This is a genomic window from Labrys sp. F242 (genome assembly GCF_057813875.1).
In genome coordinates this window covers 408,593-425,495 of sequence record NZ_JBVASG010000001.1, presented here as the reverse complement: position 1 = coordinate 425,495, position 16,903 = coordinate 408,593, and the positions used below count along the sequence as shown (strand labels likewise).

The 16,903-nt window shown below is 64.7% G+C and carries 14 protein-coding genes; 5 read left to right on the top strand and 9 right to left on the bottom strand.

Annotated features, from left to right (window positions below):
- Positions 1 to 274: 274 nt before the first annotated feature.
- The 3 genes from ACZYTC_RS02035 to ACZYTC_RS02025 all read right to left on the bottom strand — a co-directional run bounded on the left by ACZYTC_RS02035 (position 275) and on the right by ACZYTC_RS02025 (position 4,962).
- On the bottom strand, positions 275 to 1,582 hold the full coding sequence (locus ACZYTC_RS02035) for a M16 family metallopeptidase (protein WP_441770359.1): 1,308 nt from the start codon (positions 1,580 to 1,582) through the stop codon (positions 275 to 277).
- Positions 1,583 to 1,993: 411 nt separating this feature from the next.
- Positions 1,994 to 2,554 carry a 16S rRNA (guanine(966)-N(2))-methyltransferase RsmD gene (gene rsmD, locus ACZYTC_RS02030; protein WP_488988793.1) on the bottom strand — a complete coding sequence of 187 codons (561 nt, stop codon included), beginning with the start codon at positions 2,552 to 2,554 and terminating at the stop codon, positions 1,994 to 1,996.
- 11 nt (positions 2,555 to 2,565) lie between these two features.
- On the bottom strand, positions 2,566 to 4,962 hold the full coding sequence (locus ACZYTC_RS02025; RefSeq protein ID WP_488988792.1) for a pseudouridine synthase: 2,397 nt from the start codon (positions 4,960 to 4,962) through the stop codon (positions 2,566 to 2,568).
- A 130-nt stretch (positions 4,963 to 5,092) separates the two neighbouring features.
- Here ACZYTC_RS02025 and ACZYTC_RS02020 point away from each other — a divergent pair, with 130 nt between their 5' ends.
- On the top strand, positions 5,093 to 5,536 hold the full coding sequence (locus ACZYTC_RS02020; RefSeq protein ID WP_434957741.1) for a nucleoside deaminase: 444 nt from the start codon (positions 5,093 to 5,095) through the stop codon (positions 5,534 to 5,536).
- Positions 5,537 to 5,575: 39 nt separating this feature from the next.
- Here the strand turns inward: ACZYTC_RS02020 and ACZYTC_RS02015 are convergent, their stop codons facing one another.
- Complete coding sequence (locus ACZYTC_RS02015; RefSeq protein WP_488988791.1) at positions 5,576 to 7,057, bottom strand: sulfatase-like hydrolase/transferase; 1,482 nt, start codon at positions 7,055 to 7,057, stop codon at positions 5,576 to 5,578.
- Positions 7,058 to 7,605: 548 nt separating this feature from the next.
- A complete protein-coding gene (locus ACZYTC_RS02010) occupies positions 7,606 to 8,511 on the bottom strand; it encodes an arginase family protein (protein ID WP_488988790.1) in 906 nt (301 codons plus the stop codon).
- A 254-nt stretch (positions 8,512 to 8,765) separates the two neighbouring features.
- On the opposite strand from ACZYTC_RS02010, the gene hisS reads away from it, so the two are divergent.
- From hisS to hisG, 4 genes are read left to right on the top strand one after another with little or no spacing between them, the layout of a single operon-like run.
- Positions 8,766 to 10,241, top strand: a complete 1,476-nt coding sequence (hisS, locus tag ACZYTC_RS02005) for a histidine--tRNA ligase (protein ID WP_434957743.1) — start codon at positions 8,766 to 8,768, stop codon at positions 10,239 to 10,241.
- A gap of 57 nt (positions 10,242 to 10,298) precedes the next feature.
- A complete protein-coding gene (locus tag ACZYTC_RS02000; protein WP_488988789.1) occupies positions 10,299 to 10,778 on the top strand; it encodes a GIY-YIG nuclease family protein in 480 nt (159 codons plus the stop codon).
- A gap of 32 nt (positions 10,779 to 10,810) precedes the next feature.
- Positions 10,811 to 11,926 (top strand): ATP phosphoribosyltransferase regulatory subunit, encoded by a 1,116-nt coding sequence (locus ACZYTC_RS01995; RefSeq protein ID WP_434957745.1) that lies wholly within the window; start codon positions 10,811 to 10,813, stop codon positions 11,924 to 11,926.
- Positions 11,926 to 12,912 (top strand): ATP phosphoribosyltransferase, encoded by a 987-nt coding sequence (gene hisG, locus ACZYTC_RS01990; protein WP_441770354.1) that lies wholly within the window; start codon positions 11,926 to 11,928, stop codon positions 12,910 to 12,912. Before ACZYTC_RS01995 ends, hisG begins: the two co-directional genes overlap by 1 nt.
- 91 nt (positions 12,913 to 13,003) lie before the next feature.
- Here the strand turns inward: hisG and ACZYTC_RS01985 are convergent, their stop codons facing one another.
- The 4 genes from ACZYTC_RS01985 to ACZYTC_RS01970 are packed head-to-tail and all read right to left on the bottom strand — an operon-like array spanning position 13,004 to position 16,887.
- Entirely contained in the window at positions 13,004 to 13,921 is a 918-nt protein-coding gene (locus ACZYTC_RS01985) for a dihydrodipicolinate synthase family protein (RefSeq protein ID WP_488988788.1), read from the bottom strand.
- Positions 13,918 to 14,922: an ABC transporter ATP-binding protein gene (locus ACZYTC_RS01980; RefSeq protein WP_488988787.1), complete on the bottom strand. Its 1,005-nt coding sequence runs from the start codon at positions 14,920 to 14,922 to the stop codon at positions 13,918 to 13,920. The genes ACZYTC_RS01985 and ACZYTC_RS01980 overlap by 4 nt, the downstream gene beginning before the upstream one ends.
- Before the next feature lies 1 nt (position 14,923).
- Positions 14,924 to 15,934 (bottom strand): ABC transporter ATP-binding protein, encoded by a 1,011-nt coding sequence (locus ACZYTC_RS01975; protein WP_434959688.1) that lies wholly within the window; start codon positions 15,932 to 15,934, stop codon positions 14,924 to 14,926.
- Positions 15,935 to 15,942: 8 nt separating this feature from the next.
- The gene (locus tag ACZYTC_RS01970) at positions 15,943 to 16,887 is read right to left on the bottom strand and encodes a dihydrodipicolinate synthase family protein (protein WP_488988786.1); all 945 of its coding nucleotides are present in this window, start codon (positions 16,885 to 16,887) and stop codon (positions 15,943 to 15,945) included.
- Positions 16,888 to 16,903: the final 16 nt, after the last annotated feature.

Sequence of the window (16,903 nt, the reverse complement as noted above, 5' to 3'; positions counted from 1 at the left end):
CACTCGTTCACAAAAGCCGATCGTCATGGCCGGCAAAGCCGGCAATGACGGCAAGAGCGTCTGGCGATCTGGCGGAACCGTCAAGAATCGCAAAGACGCGTTGAAACAAAGAGTTAGAGCAAAAAGACGTTTCCACTTAAACGCGTTTTGCTCCTGGACTGACGCGCCGCTGCAAGACTGTCCCGCCATTGGAGGCGCGGCGAAGCAATCCAGATAATCAAATGCGGCGCGGCCGGATTGCTTGGCTGCGCCCGCGATGGCGGTTCGAAACGGATCAGGCCTGCCCTTCGAGCAGGCCGACCACCGACTTGCCCTCCAGCAGGACGGCACGGCCCAGTTCCGGCAGCCGCCCGGCCGGCACAGCGGCGATGCGCTGCGGCCAGAGCTGCAGATCCTCCACCTTGCCGCCGACGGACAGGGTGGCGCCATAATAGCGCGCCAAGGTCGACTGATTGTCCTGGGCATAGATCGCATCGGCGACAAGGCGTGTCTTGGCACGCTCCAGTTCCGCCTCGCTGACGCCCTCCTCGACGACACGGCCGATCTCCTCGTCAACAGCCGCCTCCAGCGCTTCGAAGCTGACGCCTGGCATCGGGATGGCCCAGACGCCGAAGCGCGTCTCGTCCACGGCGGAGCCGCCATAAAAGGCGCCGGCCGCCGACGCCACCTTCTTGTCGACCACCAGGGCGCGATAAAGCCGCGAGGTCTGCCCGCCGCCAAGGATCTGCGACAGAAGATCGAGCGCCTCGCCCTCGCCATTGCGGGCCTGGATATAGGAAGGAGCGCGCCAATGACGCTGATAGATCGGCTGCTCCACCCGCTTGTCGGCCAGACGAACGCGGCGGTCGGCACGCTGCCTGGGTTCCTGCGGTCGCCGGCGTGGCGGCGGATCGGCGCGCCGGGCCACCGGGCCGTAATGGCTCTCGGCCAGTTCGCGCACCTCCTCGGCCGTCACGTCACCGGCCACGATCAGCGTGGCATTGTTCGGCGTGTAGAAACGGTTGTGGAAATCGATGGCGTCCTGCCGGGTCAAGCCCTCGATCTCGTCCTCCCAGCCGATGATCGGCGTACCATAGGGATGGTGCGTGAACAGGGTCGAGGCAATCTCCTCGGCCAATTGGGAATTGGGATCGTTGTCGACGCGCATCTTGCGCTCTTCGAGCACGACATTGCGCTCGGGATTGACGACCTCGTCGGTGAGGGCCAGCCCGGTCATGCGGTCGGCCTCGAACGCCATCATGGCGCCGAGATGCTCCTTGGCCACCCGCTGGAAATAGGCGGTATAGTCATAAGAGGTGAAAGCGTTCTCCTGCCCGCCGAGTTCGGCGACCTGCTTGGAAAAGCCACCCGGATTCTTCTCCGTGCCCTTGAACATCAGATGTTCAAGGAAATGCGCGATGCCCGACTTGCTCTTGGGTTCGTCCGCCCCACCCACCTTGTACCAGACCATGTGGGTGACCACCGGCGCACGGCGGTCGGGAATGACCACGACATGCAGGCCGTTGGGAAGCGTGAAATCCGTGATCGCCGGGCCCTGGGCATGGGAAGCACCGCCGAGACCGGGGATAAGCGCAAGCGTCATAGAAGGTCCGATCGGGAGGGAAAGCGAAGGGGTCCACCCAATATGGGTAGAAAACGGGTGAAGTGAAGTATCCCTTACCTCCTGGAGCATGGACCTAGCAAGGTATAGGTCAGAAGAAAGCCATCCTCCTGGCTTCTGCGATCCTTTTCGGCATGCTTCTCCAGATTGCGTATGTCGCCGATGCGCCCGTTCACGCCGCCATCTCGATGCTAGCAGGCATGCCGCGGCGCAGAGAGTTGGCCACCATGCACATCGCCCTTGCCCGCTCGATCACCGGTTGCTGATCGGACCCGTTACGCATGCGGCAACGCACTTCCAGCGTCACAGCCGTCGCGATAGCCTTTTCCCTCTCCGAGATGTCGTCGGACTAGGGCAGCAAGGCAGGGAGAGCGGAAGCGACTGAAGTAGCGGTCAGCCCGGCTCGTAGCTGAAGAAGGTCAGCCTGGTGCCCGTATAATCGCGCTGATCGGCCAGGGCGAAGGAGGGCGGCGCTTCCAGAGGCGCATCCGTCGCTTCCTCGACCACGCACAAGGCTCCCTTGGCCAGCCAGCCGCCATTGGCGAGGCTGGCGAGGGCAAGGGAAGCCAGCCCCTTGCCATAGGGAGGGTCGAGGAAGGCAAGCGAGAAGGGCTCGCTCGAGCCGATCATGCCGAGCTTGGTGGCGTCCCGGCGAAACAGCCGGGTGCGTCCGCCCAGGGACATCGCCTCGATATTGCCGCGGATCAGGCCGCGTGCCTCCGCGCCCTCGTCGACGAAGGTGGCAAAGCTGGCGCCACGCGACAGGGCCTCGAAACCGAGAGCCCCGGTGCCGGCGAACAAGTCGATCACCCGGGCATCGCGCACGGGATTGTCATAGCCATGGGTCAGGATGTTGAACAGGGTTTCACGCAGGCGATCCGAAGTCGGCCGGATCGCGTCCGACTTCGGTGTCGCCAATTGCTTGCCGCGAAATTGCCCGCCGACGATACGCATCGACCAGCCCGTCAACGCCCCCGGCGCGGCGAGCCGCCCGGCTTACCGCCGGGACGCGGCTTGGAGGGACGCTCACCGCCTTCATTGCGATCCCTGAAGGGGGCACGCGGCTTGAACGGACGATCACCGCTCCCCTCATCACGCGAGCGAAAAGGTTTGCGCGGACGCTCGCCATCTCCATCGCGGGAGGGAGTGCGCGGCTTGAAGGGACGATCACCACCCTCTTCGCCCCGCGGGCGGAAAGGCTTGCGCGGGCGCTCGCCACCTTCGTCGCGATCACGGAAGGACGGACGCGGCTTGAAGGGGCGATCACCGCCCTCCTCGCTGCGCGCACGGAAAGGCTTGCGCGGGCGCTCGCCACCTTCGTCGCGGTCACGGAAGGACGGACGCGGCTTGAACGGACGATCACCGCCCTCTTCGCTGCGCGCACGGAACGGCTTGTGTGGACGCTCGCCACCTTCGTCGCGATCACGGAAGGACGGACGCGGCTTGAACGGACGGTCGCCGCCCTCCTCGCTGCGCGCACGGAACGGCTTGCGCGGACGCTCGCCACCTTCGTCGCGATCACGGAAGGACGGACGCGGCTTGAAGGGACGGTCACCGCCCTCTTCGCTGCTGGCACGGAACGGCTTGCGCGGACGCTCGCCACCTTCGTCACGATCACGGAAAGCGGGGCGCGGCTTGAAGGGACGGTCACCGCCCTCTTCGCTGCGGGCACGGAACGGCTTGCGCGGACGCTCGCCACCTTCGTCACGATCACGGAAAGCGGGACGCGGCTTGAAGGGACGATCGCCGCCCGCCTCATCACGCGAGCGGACAGGCTTGCGCCGAGCCGGTTTGTCATCAGGAAGGTCGGTAACGCGCTGAACGAGCACACGGCGGCCATGTCGATCCTCGACCAAACTGCCGCGCATCACGCGTTCCTTGCCCCCTTCCTCGGACTTGACCCGCAGCCCGCGCACCGGACCGCCTTTGGCAGGCTTGGCTGCAGCCTTGGCCGGTTTCTCGCCGACGGCTTCATGGATCGGTGCTTCGAATTCGCAGCCGGCCTCGGCAATCAGGTCGGGACCGAGCTGATCCATCAGAACCCGGGTCTTCACTTCCTCGACGGCACCCTCGGCAAGATCGCCGAGTTGGAACGGCCCATAGGAAACTCGGATCAGGCGGTTGACCTCCAGACCAATGGAGCCCAGCACATTCTTGACTTCGCGGTTCTTGCCTTCGCGCAGCCCCAGAGTCAGCCAGGAATTGGACCCCTGCTCCTTGTCGAGGCGAGCCTCGATGCGTCCGTAGTCGACGCCGTCGATCGTCAGCCCTTCGAACAGTGCGTCGAGCTGGACCTGGTCGGTCTCGCCGAAGGCCCGCACGCGATAGCGCCGCAGCCAGCCGGTCTTAGGCAATTCGAGCTGACGCGCCAAACCGCCGTCATTGGTCAGCAGCAGCAGGCCTTCGGTGTTGATGTCGAGCCGGCCGATCGACATCACGCGCGGCAGGGACGGATCGAGGTTCTCGAACACGGTAGGACGCCCTTCGGGATCCTTTTCCGTGGTCACCAGGCCGCGCGGCTTGTGATAGAGCCACAACCGCGTGCGCTCACGCCGGGGCAGGAGCTTGCCGTCGACCGTGATCTTGTCATCAGCCAGAACGTTGAGCGCCGCGCTGGTCAGCACTTCGCCATTGACGGCAACCCGGCCTTCCTCGATCCAGGTCTCGGCGTCGCGGCGCGATCCGAGGCCAGCTCGCGCGATCACCTTGGCGACGCGCTCGCCGGCAAAGGCGCCTGCCTCGGCTGCGGCCGCAGCTTCGGCCTTGGGCTCGGCACGACGCGGCGGACGCTTCGGGCTGCGTTTTTCCTGCCCGCGTTCTTCCTGCCGATCATCGAAACGCGGCTCGAAAGCCTTGCGGCCGCCCTCCCGCGGTTCGACGGAAGTATCGAAGCGGCGCGGCGCGAAGGGCCGTTCCCCGTCGCCGGTGCTCCGGCCGGGCTTGCGGCTGAAGGAGCGCTCGCCACCCTCCCCGCGCTCTGCATCGCGGCGCGGCCGAAAGCCACCCTCCACGCGCTCGCCGCGGTCCTCGAAGCGGCGAGGCTTGGGACGCTCCTCGCCGCCGTCGCGCTCGCGGAACGGGCGGCGGGCGGGGCGGGCCTGGAAATCCCCACCTTCCCGCGGCTTGGAACGGGCCGGACGACGCTCGCCATCCTGTCGTTCGGCAAAGGAACGGGCCGGACGCTCCCGGCGGCTCTCGCCGCCCTCGTCGCGATCCCGGAAGGAACGGCGTGGGGGCGCGTCGCCATCCACGCCGCGCCGACGAGGTCCGGCGTCAGAGGAGGTCTTTTTGGGGCCAAATGGCTTCTTGCCCCCGCTTGGGGGCTTGCGGCCGCCGCCGCCAGATCGTTTATCGTCGGACATGGATTGTTGCTGGAATGGCCCCCGCTACCATCGTATCGGAGGGTATTCCAAAACTCCTTGAAAAGAGGGGCGTCCTTCCGATCCGCAGGGATCGTGAAACGCTTTAGCAGAAAAGGCGGCTTGTCACGAGATGAAGCGCTCGATCATGGAACTGGCGCTGGAGGAAGCACGTGCTGCCGCAGGTCGCGGGGAGGTACCCGTCGGCGCGGTTGTCGTCAAGGACGGAGTGGTGCTTTCGCGCGAAGGAAACCGCACCTTGGCGCTAAAGGACCCCACCGCCCATGCCGAAATGCTTGCCATCCGCGCTGCCGCGCAGGTGCTGGGCAGCGAGCGCCTCATCGGCGCCGACCTCTATGTCACGCTCGAACCCTGCCCGATGTGTACAGCCGCAATCTCCTTTGCCCGCATCCGGCGGCTCTATTTCGGCTGCGACGATCCCAAGGGCGGCGCAGTGGAGAACGGCGTGCAATTCTATGCTTCCCCCACCTGTCATCACCGTCCCGAAGTCTATTCCGGCATCCACGCCAGCGCGTCGCGCACCTTGCTGCAGGATTTCTTCCGCCAGCGACGTTGACCCGCGTCCACTTTCCGATGCGACGCTCTGTAAAATCCGTCAGGAGCCCAGATGTCCGGGCTCCCTCGGCACGCCCTTCAGCGAAAGATGTTCTGGAGGCTCGGCCGGCGAGCCGTCGCTGGCATAGTGGGAGATCTGGTATTCGTCGCCCGGCAGGCGCTCGACCTTCATGTATTTGGCCTGGCCGAAGGGCATGGTGCCGTTCACATAAAAGACCGACGGATCATATTGCTTGATCGCAACCGTCTTGCCCATCGCTTGCGCCGTCAATTGCATGAGCTGGAACTGGGTGGGACGATCGAGTTGGCGGAAGGCGTTGGCGATCGCCGAGTCCGGTCTGTTGGTCATCAGCATCACTGGCACGACTGCCGTCCGCAGGTGGCGGATCAGGTGTCCCCACAGCCCATCCTCGCCCATCAGCTCGTTATGATCGGAGGTGACGAAGATATAGACCGGATCCTTCTCGGCCAGCATGGTGTCGATGATATCGCTGGTGCTGCGGTCCCAGCACTGCAGGCCGGTGTCGTAGCGTGCCCGCCGCGCCTCGTCCGCATTGGCGTCGGGTGGCGAGAATACCTGGAACTCGCCCGCATATTTCTTGCAATTGTCGAGATAGGGCTCGTGATCGGCGCGCTGATGGACATAGACGAAGCGCCGCGCGGCCGGCGGCACGCCCTTGACGTCGTCGGCAAGCGACTCCTCGGCCGATTTTTCGGCCGTTTCGTCATAGGTCTCCACCGTCTTCGACTCACGGGCATGCCGGGCTCCACCGGCAATCTGCATGGTGTGAATAGCCTGTGCCGAATAGTAATAGCTGGCGAAATCGCCATCCTTGGCGATGTCGAAAACGTTCACCGGCTGCCGTTCCGGCAAATTGGGGAAATAAACGAGCCTCAGAGCGGAGGGAACGCTGGCAAGCGTTGCCACGCCGCCGGAAAAGCCAATCTTGGCAAACATCCGCCACCCTGCCGGCGGCTCCCGGAACAGGTGATCGAGACGGGGGGTGGTCTGTCGTGCCGCGCCGAAAAGCGACATCCGCACCGGATTGATGGATTCCCCCATCACGAACACGACGGTCGCCCGGCCCTCCGGTATCTCGGCCCCGCCGAAGACATGATCGGCCAGGCCATTGAGGGAAGCCGGAGGCGCGGGCGCCCGGCTGGCGCGATACGCCAGCACACCCGCATTGGCACTGGAGATGAAGGAAGCGGAATAGGTATTGGCCTGCACCACACTCGGCAATTTGTGCAGTTCCCATCGCGCCGCGACGCCGCCGAGCGCCAATACGAGCAGGAAGGAGAATGCCCAGGATCGACCGGTCCGCAAGGGGCGAAGCAGCGTGAGCGCCCCGAGCAAGACGGCCGTTGCCAGTGCCAGAAGTATCGGCAGCAGGAATTCGCTCTGGACCTGCAACCCGGTCGAAACGGAATCGGCCGTATCGCTGAAAAACAGCCTGACCTGCTCGGGCGTGAGCGGCGCCCCGAAATAGGCGAGAGAACTTAGCCAGATGGCCTGATTCAAGAACACCACGACAATGATGAGTATTCTGAACCATGTGCCGGCCGAGAGGGCGAAGAGCACAGAAAATGACAATAATGTTACAAAATATTCCCTTGTCCGGAACGGAGCTATATCCCACCCGAAATAAGAAAATATTACATCAGGAATACTCAAGAGAGAAACCACAAGGCCAATCTCTAGTATCTTTTTAGCAAAGATTCGTGAAAATGAAGTCATGTAAACCGCGTGCATCAAGATTATATTCTTAGATCCGATGCACCTGCCAAGCGCATCTGTATCGGTCCGGCTGAAGATTTAATCCAAATTGCTTAAAAACAGAACAATAATGACAAAATTAGGAACTGCCCCGTGCATTGGCAAGGGCCGCATCAAACGCTGTCACCCCAGCGTCACTCCTGCTAACCTTCAGGTTCTCAAATTCTGGAGGTCACCATGGGCGGGTTCGCGATCATACATTGGCTCATCCTGATCGCGCTTCTTCTCGCCTTCATCTATGTGGTGCGTATCGTCACGCGACGCCGCTGAAACGCCGTTTCGCTCCGGCCCGGTCAGGCTTCGGTCGCCAGGACATCGACGAGCCATTCGATCAATGCCTTCCCGGCTGCGTGTCCGGGATCGCGGCTGGGATCGTAGATCGTCACCTGCAGGCCAAGAGCGCCACGTTTCAGGGCCGTGGCGAGCAGCGCAGCCGCCTCCTTCCAGTCAAGGCCGTCCGCCTGCGGGGAGTCGACCGCCGGCATCAGCCGGCTGTCGATGGCGTCGACGTCGAAATGGATCCAGAACCCTTCCCTGTCGGCATCGATCAGGTTCAGGGCTGCGTTGACACAGGCCCCCACCCCCTCTGCGCGGATCTGCTCCAGGGGCCTGTAGGCCATGCCGGACTCGGCAATAGCCGGAATAGAGCTCGGTGGCGCCCCCTCGTGATCGCGATTGGCCAGGGCGGCGACCCGCCGTGTCGTTACATAGGGCCAGCGCCCTTCCAGGTCGGTCAGGGCCGACGGACCCCATCCGGTCACCAAGGCCAGATCCATGCCGGCACCGCCGCCCGTGGCCGATTGCTCGGGCAGGTAGAAATCCGTATGGCCGTCGACATAGAGGAGAGCGGCCTCACGCTGCCGCGCCAGGCCGAGCATCGAACCGATCAGGATGCTGCAATCGCCGCCGAGGACCAGGGGAAAATACCCGGCCTCGACAGCCTCTTCCACGGCATCGGCCAGACGTATGGAATACTCGGCAATGGCGTCGATGTTGCGGATATTGATGCGACGTTGGTCGTCGCGGCTATAGGGCGGCGGCTCCACCGTGATGACGTGCTCCGCTGCCAGCCGGTCATGCAGGCCGAGCTGGCGCAACGTTGCCGGGGCATGCCGCGTTCCCGGCTCCGCATCGTCGCCCAGCGCCATCAATCCCAGATTGCTGGGGGCCTCGATGATCGCCAGCCGTCGTTTCGTCATGCCGTCCAGCCTCCCCGCCACGATCATTCAGCACGCCCAAGAGATTCTTCCTGATATTGCCCATTCGTGGGTGATATCGGGAGGCTGTGCTTAGGGTTCCGCTATTTGACCCAGCAAGGCAAGACACAGACTGCGTCTTCATCGCAGGCTTTTGACCGGCAATTGCGGATCGCCAGCGATAATTCTTGCGCCAAAACTTGCCCCAGCCGGTTTTGCTGCCTAAACAGCGGCAAGAATTTTGAAGGTTTGCAGCGATGTCGGGCGAGAAGAAGCAGAAATTGAAGGCAAGACAGGCACGCGGTTTCGTCGACCGCAATGCCGGCGAAATCGCGGCAACGCGCGCCATGGTTTCGGTGATCCAGGAAGTCTATGAGCGCTATGGCTTCGACCCGGTCGAGACGCCCTTCGTCGAATATACCGATGCACTCGGCAAATTCCTGCCTGACCAGGACCGGCCCAATGAAGGCGTGTTTTCCTTCCAGGACGATGACGAGCAGTGGCTGTCGCTGCGCTATGACCTGACCGCACCGCTCGCCCGCTACGTCGCCGAGAATTTCGACGCCCTGCCCAAACCCTATCGCAGCTATCGCGCCGGTTATGTCTTCCGCAACGAAAAGCCCGGCCCCGGCCGCTTCCGCCAGTTCATGCAATTCGATGCCGACACCGTGGGCTCGGCTTCTGTCGCGGCCGATGCCGAGATCTGCATGATGGCCGCCGACACCATGGAGAAGCTCGGCATACCCCGCGGCTCCTATGTGGTGCGCGTCAACAACCGCAAGGTCCTCGACGGCATCATGGAGGCGATCGGTCTCGCCGGCGATGAGAACGCCGCTGGCCGTCTTACTGTGCTGCGCGCCATCGACAAGTTCGATAGGCTGGGCCTGGAGGGCGTCAGGGCGCTGCTCGGCGCCGGCCGCAAGGACGAGTCCGGCGACTTCACCAAGGGCGCCGGCCTCGATGACAGCCAGGCGCAGACCATCCTCGACTATGTGGCGGGGCAGAGTGGCAGCAACGCCGACACGCTGGCGCGGATCCGTCCGCTGGTCTCGGGCTCGGCCACGGGCAGCGAGGGCGTCGAGGAACTCGCGCGTATTGCCGAGCTGGTCGAAAAATCGGGCTACGACACCGACCGCATCCTGATCGACACCTCGATCGTGCGTGGCCTCGAATATTACACCGGTCCTGTCTACGAGGTGGAACTCACCTTTGAGGTCAAGGACGAACAGGGCCGGCCGGTGCGCTTCGGTTCGGTCGCCGGCGGCGGGCGCTATGACGGCCTCGTCGCCCGCTTCCGCGGCGAGCCGGTACCGGCGACGGGCTTTTCCATCGGTGTCTCTCGCCTGCTCTCGGCCCTGACCGCGCTCGGCCGGGTCGACACGGCCGGTGTCGCCGGACCTGTGGTGGTCTGCGTGATGGATCAGACCCGTCTCGCTGATTATCAGGCGATGGCCAACGAATTGCGCCAGGCCGGCATCCGCGCCGAGGTCTATCTCGGCGGTTCCGGCATGAAGGCCCAGCTCAAATATGCCGACCGCCGCAAGGCCCCGGTTGCGGTGATTCAGGGCTCGGACGAGGCCGAGAAGGGTGAGGTCCAGCTCAAGGACCTGGCGCTCGGCGCCGAAATGGCCAAGGGCATCGAAGGCAACACCGAATGGCGCGAGGCACGGGTCGCCCAGCGCCTGGTTCCGCGGGCCGAGTTGGTCAAGGTGGTGAAGGAGATGCTGGGGTAGGCGACACGCTGTCATCCCCGGCGAGCGAAGCGAGGGAAGGGGATCCAGGGGCCGAGAATGCGTTCTAGCCTCAGGATTGCTTTTTCCGGCGACAACCCCGCCAGAAATGGTAGGAAAGCCCAAATACTGGAGCGGCGCGCGCGATTGTACTTCGTCTACATGCTCGCCAGCCAACGCAACGGAACCCTCTATGTCGGTGTGACAAACGATCTTCATCGACGTATCGAGCAACACCGCTCCGGCACTGTTCCAGGTTTCACAAGGAAATACCGTGTTTACACTCTCGTTTGGTTCGAGATTTTCGAACGCATCGACGAAGCCATTATGAGAAAGAAGCAGCTCAAGGGATGGAATCGCGCCTGGAAACTCAAGCTCATCGAGGATGCAAATCCTCAATGGCTCGTATGGAATATAGCATACCGAACGAATGAGGCTGCGGCCCCTGGATCCCCTTCCCTCGCTTCGCTCGCCGGGGATGACAACTCGCATAAACCTCGTTTGCCCTTTCCAGTCGCACCCCGCCGCCTGCCCTGCTAGAAGACCCCCGACATTCACTATGGACCGCCGGCATGCCCCATCCCGCCTATGAAGCTTTCGACGCGCTCGCCTCGCGCTCGGGCTATCAGCTGGTCGATCCGCCGATCCTGCAGCCGGCGGGCCTGTTCCTCGATCTGCTCGGCGAGGACATGCGCCGCCGCGCCTTCCTGACCACCGATGCCGAGGGCGGAGAATTCTGCCTCAGGCCCGATTTCACCATTCCGGTGTCGCTGCATCATCTCAAGGCCGTAAAAGCCGGGGATGTCGGCGCCTATGCCTATCGCGGCCCGGTGTTCCGCTTCCGCACCGACGGTCCGAGCGAATTCCTGCAGGCCGGGTTCGAGAATTTCGGCCGCAACGACAAGCCGGCCGCCGATGCCGAAATGCTGGCCATCGCACTGGAAGCGGCTGGCGATCTCGGCCTTGCCAGACCAGACATCCGCATGGGCGATGCCGGCATCGTCACCGCCATGCTCGATGCACTCGATTTGCCGCCGGTATGGCGCCGGCGCCTGACCAGCGACCTCAGGCGCTCCAAGGACCTCGACGAAGACCTTGCCCGCCTCGGCAGTTCCGCGCCCAAGAATGGCGCTGCCGCCTATGCCGGCTTCCTCGCGGCCCTCGAAGGCTCAGACCCGGGTTCGGCCCGTGCCGCCGTCGCCGACCTCCTGTCGATCGCCGGCATCCAGCCGATTGGCGGGCGCAGCGTAGACGAGATCGCCGACCGCTTCCTGGAACAGGCGGCGCTGTCTTCCGGTCTTGGCGTCGATGCCGACAAGGTGGCGATCACCCGGCGGATCTTTGCCGTCACCGGCGATCCCGACAGCGCCAGCACCGAATTGCGCGCCATCGCCGGCGAAGCCAGGCTCGACCTCAACGCGGCTCTCGATGCCTTCGACGAACGCACCGGCTTCTTCGCTGCCCGCGATATCGACGTTGTCAGGATCAAGTTCGCCACCGGCTTCGGGCGCCGCCTCGATTATTATACCGGCTTCGTCTTCGAGCTGACCGATCCGGCAGAGCCGGAAGCCCCGGCCCGCGTCGGCGGCGGACGCTACGACCAGTTGATGGCGCAGCTCGGCGCCGCCGAGGCCGTGCCGGCGGTGGGCTGTTCGATCTGGCTCGACCGGTTCGGCGGAGACGCATGATGACTAACCCCCCTCCCTCCCCGCTGCTTCTGGGCATCCCGTCGAAGGGCCGGCTGCAGGAAAACTGCACTTCCTTCTTCGAGCGCGCCGGCATCCGTTTCGTGCAAGAACGCGGTGCACGCGACTATCGCGGTTCCGTGCCCGGCATGGACGATGTGGAGGTGCTGTTCCTCTCGGCCTCCGAGATAGCCGGCCAGCTCGCCTCGGGCGCCATCCATTTCGGCGTCACCGGCGAGGACCTGGTGCGCGAGAACATTCCGCGCGCCGATGAACGCGTCACGCTCGTACAGCCGCTCGGCTTCGGCCAGGCCAATGTCGTGGTCGCGGTGCCCCAAGCCTGGATCGACGTGCGCTCCATGGCCGACATCGAGGACGTCGCCGCGAGCTTTCGCCAGCGCCATGGCCGCCGTCTCAAGGTCGCGACCAAATATATCAACCTCACCCGCGCCTTCTTCTCGGCGCACGGCGTCGCCGACTATTTGATCGTCGAGAGCCTCGGCGCCACCGAAGGTGCCCCGGCCTCCGGGGCCGCCGATCTCATCGTCGACATCACCACCACCGGATCGACACTCACCGCTAATGCGCTGAAGGTGATCGAGGACGGCATCATGCTGAAGAGCCAGGCCAATCTCGTTGCCTCGCTCGGTGCCGACTGGAACGAGCGTGCCCGCGCCGGCGCGGCCGCCATGCTCGGCCGCCTCGCCGCCAAGGCCAAGGGCAGCGCCCAGCGCGAGATCCGCTGCCTCCTGCGCGGCGTGAACCAGCAGCATCTGCGGGATGCCGGCGAGCTCTTCGGCGCCAGCGCTCCCTTCGGCCTGCCAGCCCAGGGCCAGCCCCTCACCTTCCTCGTCCCGGCCGGACAGGTCTTCGACTTCGCCGCCTGGCTGACGGCACAGGGCGCTGCCTCGATCGCAGTGACCAGCCTCGATTTCGTCTTCGAGCCGCAGAGCGCGCTTTACGCGGAGCTGGAAAAGAAGCTGGGATAATCCCTGGGATCGCATCTCTGCCGGCTCCTGGAAACATCGCAGTTTCAGGACAGAAAGAGCAGGCAGGCGTACCTGCGATCCCCGAAAGAATTCACGCCTCGAACAGTTCCGGCAGGAGCGCCTTGGCGACGGGACGCAATCGCTCCGCCTCGCTCTCGGCAATCCAGCGGTAGGGACGCCTGAGGCGCGGGCCGACCGGGCCCCAGGCGCCGATAGCCGCCAGGAGCTTGTCCAGTGCGGCGTTGGAATAGCCGAGATCGCGCCTGAAGGGTACGATGTGCTCATCCATGAAGCGGCGGAGCCGCCGCTCCAGATCGAGTGCGGCCTCAATGTCGTCCGTCATGCCATCGGTCCAGGCCTGCGCACCGCGGGGGTTGAGGCAAGCGACATTGGAAAAGGCGCCGGCCGCCACGCCCGCCTTGATGCCGGTGGCGAGATGATGGCCGGGAACGAAAAGCGCGATGCCGGCCAGATGCCGGCGCGCAGCGGCGTACCAGGCTTCATCCCCATCGGCGAGCTTGATGGCCTTGACGGATGGCACCGCCCGCGCGAGCCCACCGAGCGCCTCCGGCGGCAGGACGCGCTTGGCATGCGGCGGATTGTAGAGCACCAGCGGCAGGCTCCGCGCCGCCTCCGCCATCATATCCAGGAAATCGATCGCTTCCTCGTCGGTCACCGGCCACCAGTCCGGCAGGATGATTTGGATCGCCGCCGGTTGCAGCCCGGCCGCCCTCCGCACCCGCTCCAGCGACTGGCGGGGATCGCCCTGGCAGGCACCGATCACGAAGGGCATGCCGGCCGCTTGGCATTTTTCAGCCAGCAAAGCCTGGATCGCCTCATATTCGGCTTCGGTCTGGTTGTGGAACTCGCCGGCCGTGCCGTTGGAGTAGATGCCGTCGACGCCGGCCGCGATCAGGAGGTCGATCTCTTCGCCGAGGCGGCCGAAGTCGATCGCATCGTCGGGTGCGATCGGCAGCAGCAGAGTCGCCCAGTTGCCGCGAAGGATCATGCGCTGATGTCCTGGCGAATACAGGCCTTGAAATGACCCGGCTCGACTTCCTCGAGCTTGGGGATTTCACGGGCGCAGGCCTCGATGGCGTGCGGGCAACGGGTGCGGAAGACGCAGCCCGAGGGCGGATTGGCGACGGAGGGAATGTCGCCCTTCAGGATCTGGCGCTGGCGCGGCCGATCGGGGTCCGGTTCCGGGATCGCCGACAGCAGCGCCCGCGTATAGGGGTGCTTGGGCGCCTCATAGAGCCGGTCGCAAGGCGCGATTTCCATGATGCGGCCGAGATAGAGCACGATGACGCGGTCGGCGATGAACTCCACCACGGCAAGGTCATGTGAAATGAACAGCATGGTCAGGCCGAGGCGGACCTGGAGATCGCGCAGGAGATTGACGATCTGGGCCTGGATCGAGACGTCGAGGGCAGAGACCGGCTCGTCGGCGACGATCAGGTCCGGTTCGAGGATCAGCGCCCGCGCGATGCCGATACGCTGGCGCTGACCGCCGGAAAATTCGTGAGGGTAGCGATCGAGCGCATCGGGCGGCAATTCGACCGCTTCGAGGGTGGCGCGAGCCTTGCCGAGGCGCTCGCGCCGGGTGCCGATGCCCTGGATGGAAAGCCCCTCCATCAGGATCTCTCCGATGGTCATGCGTGGCGACAGGCTGGCGAAGGGGTCCTGGAAAATATACTGCATGCGCCGGCGCTGCCGGCGCAGATGCCCGGCCGACAGGCGGGCGATGTCGTTGCCGTCGAACAGAATCTCGCCGGCGCTCGGCTCTATCAGGCGCAAAATCGAACGTCCGATCGTGGTCTTGCCGGAGCCGGACTCACCGACAAGCCCGACCACCTCGCCGCGCTTGACCTCGAAGGAAATATCCTCGAGCACCCGTACCGGCGCTGATCGACCGGAGCCACCGTACTGCTTGGCAAGTCCACGCACACTGAGAAGCGGCGTGAGCGCACTGAGAAGCGGTGAAGATGGGCCGAGAGAAGACGTCTCCATGTCACAACTCCTGCGAACGGATGCAGCGGCTGGCATGCCCGGCCCCGATTTCGGCCAGCGCCGGCATGGCCTCGCGGCAGGCCGGCAAAGCAAGGGAGCAGCGGGGCGCGAAGGCACAGCCCTGCGGCATGGTGGCAAGGCTGGGAACGGCGCCGGGAATGGCGGCCAGGCGCCCGCCGGCCTTCTTGAGCCGCGTCGCCTCGCCCAGCCTCGGCACAGAGGCCAGCAGGCCCTTGGTGTAAGGATGTCGGGGATGTCTGAAGACATCGCGAACGGAACCCTGCTCGACGATGCGGCCGGCATACATCACCGCGACACGATGGGCGATTTCGGCGACCACGCCGAGATTATGGGTAACGAACAGGACACCCATGCCTTTCTCCGCCTGCAGGCGCTGCAAGAGGTCGAGAATCTGGGCCTGGATGGTAACGTCGAGCGCCGTCGTCGGCTCGTCGGCGAAAAGCAGCACGGGGTCGCAAGCGAGCGCCATGGCGATGGTCGCCCTCTGCCGCATGCCGCCGGAGAGTTCGTGCGGATATTGGCGGGCCCGGCGGGTGGGATCGGGGATGCCCACCTTGTCGAGCAGCTCGACGGCGGCGGCCATGGCTGCCTTGCGCGACCAGCCCTTGTGCACGCGGAGCGGCTCGGCGATCTGGTCCCCGATGGTATAGACCGGATTGAGGCTGGTCATCGGCTCCTGGAAGATCATGCCGATCTCGTTGCCGCGGATGCGCCGCCGCGCCTCGGCATCCAAGGCGACGAGATCGCGAGTGGTGCCATCCCTGCCCCGGAACCGCATCGTCCCGCCGGCCACGCGTGCGATCTTGCCGGGCAGCAGCCCCATGATGGACTGGCCGGTCACCGATTTGCCGGAGCCGGACTCACCCACCAGCGCCAGCGTTTCGCCGATGCCGATGGCGAGGTCGAGATCCGACACAGCCGGCACTTCGCGCCCGCTGACGCGGAACACCGTGTTCAGGCCTTCGATGGCGAGGATCGGCTGCGCGGCCATCGCCATGCTCAGCTCAACAGGCCGGTCTGGCGCAGGATCGTCTCGATCGTGGCCGCCTCGGCTTCGTTCAGCGCCCGCTGCGGACGCGCCATCTCATTGGTTTCGATGATGCCGAGCCGGCGCATCGCCGTCTTGAAGGCACCGACGCCTGCCGAACCGGCACTGACGCGCGGGGCCGCGACCCAGACCATCTCGAACAGGCGGCAGAGGCGCTCCTGTTCCTGGCGCGCACCTGCCCAGTCACCCTTGCGGCAGAGGTCATAGAGCCGGACATAGCCGGCTGGGTCGACATTGGCGAGGCCGGGCACGATGCCATGGGCGCCCATCAGCAAGGCACTGTCGCAGACGATTTCCGAGCCCGTCATCATCATGATCTCGGGACGGTCGGCGAGATCCATCAGGGCATAGCGGAAATTGCCGTCGTCGCCGCTCGAATCTTTCAGGCCGACGATGCTGCCCTCCTGGGCCAACGTCACCACCGTATGGCGGTCGAGCTTGAAATGCACGCAGACCGGTATGTCGTAGGCGACCACTGGCACGTCGATCGCCTGGCGCAGATAGCGGAAGTGGTGGATCACCTCCGGCGCGCTCGTACGGGCATAGAAGGGAGCGGTGGCGACCACGGCGCTCACCCCGATCGACTGGGCCGTCCTAGCATGGGCGATGACGCGATCGGTGGTGGGATCGACGACGCCGGCCAGAACCGGCACCCGGCCGTTGACGGTTTCGACCGCGAATTCCAATACCTTCCGGCGCGTCGCCTCGTCGTGAAAGACGACCTCGCTGGTCGAGCCCAGCACGAAGAGGGCGTGCACGCCGCCGGCGATCAGATGCTCGATCACCCGGGCGAAGGAGGGATAATCCACTTGGAGATCGGCGGTCAGGGGCGTGACGACCGGCGGCACGACGCCATGAAACAAAGGGGATGGAAACAGAGGGGATGCGGGGGACATGGAGAACCTTTTTGCA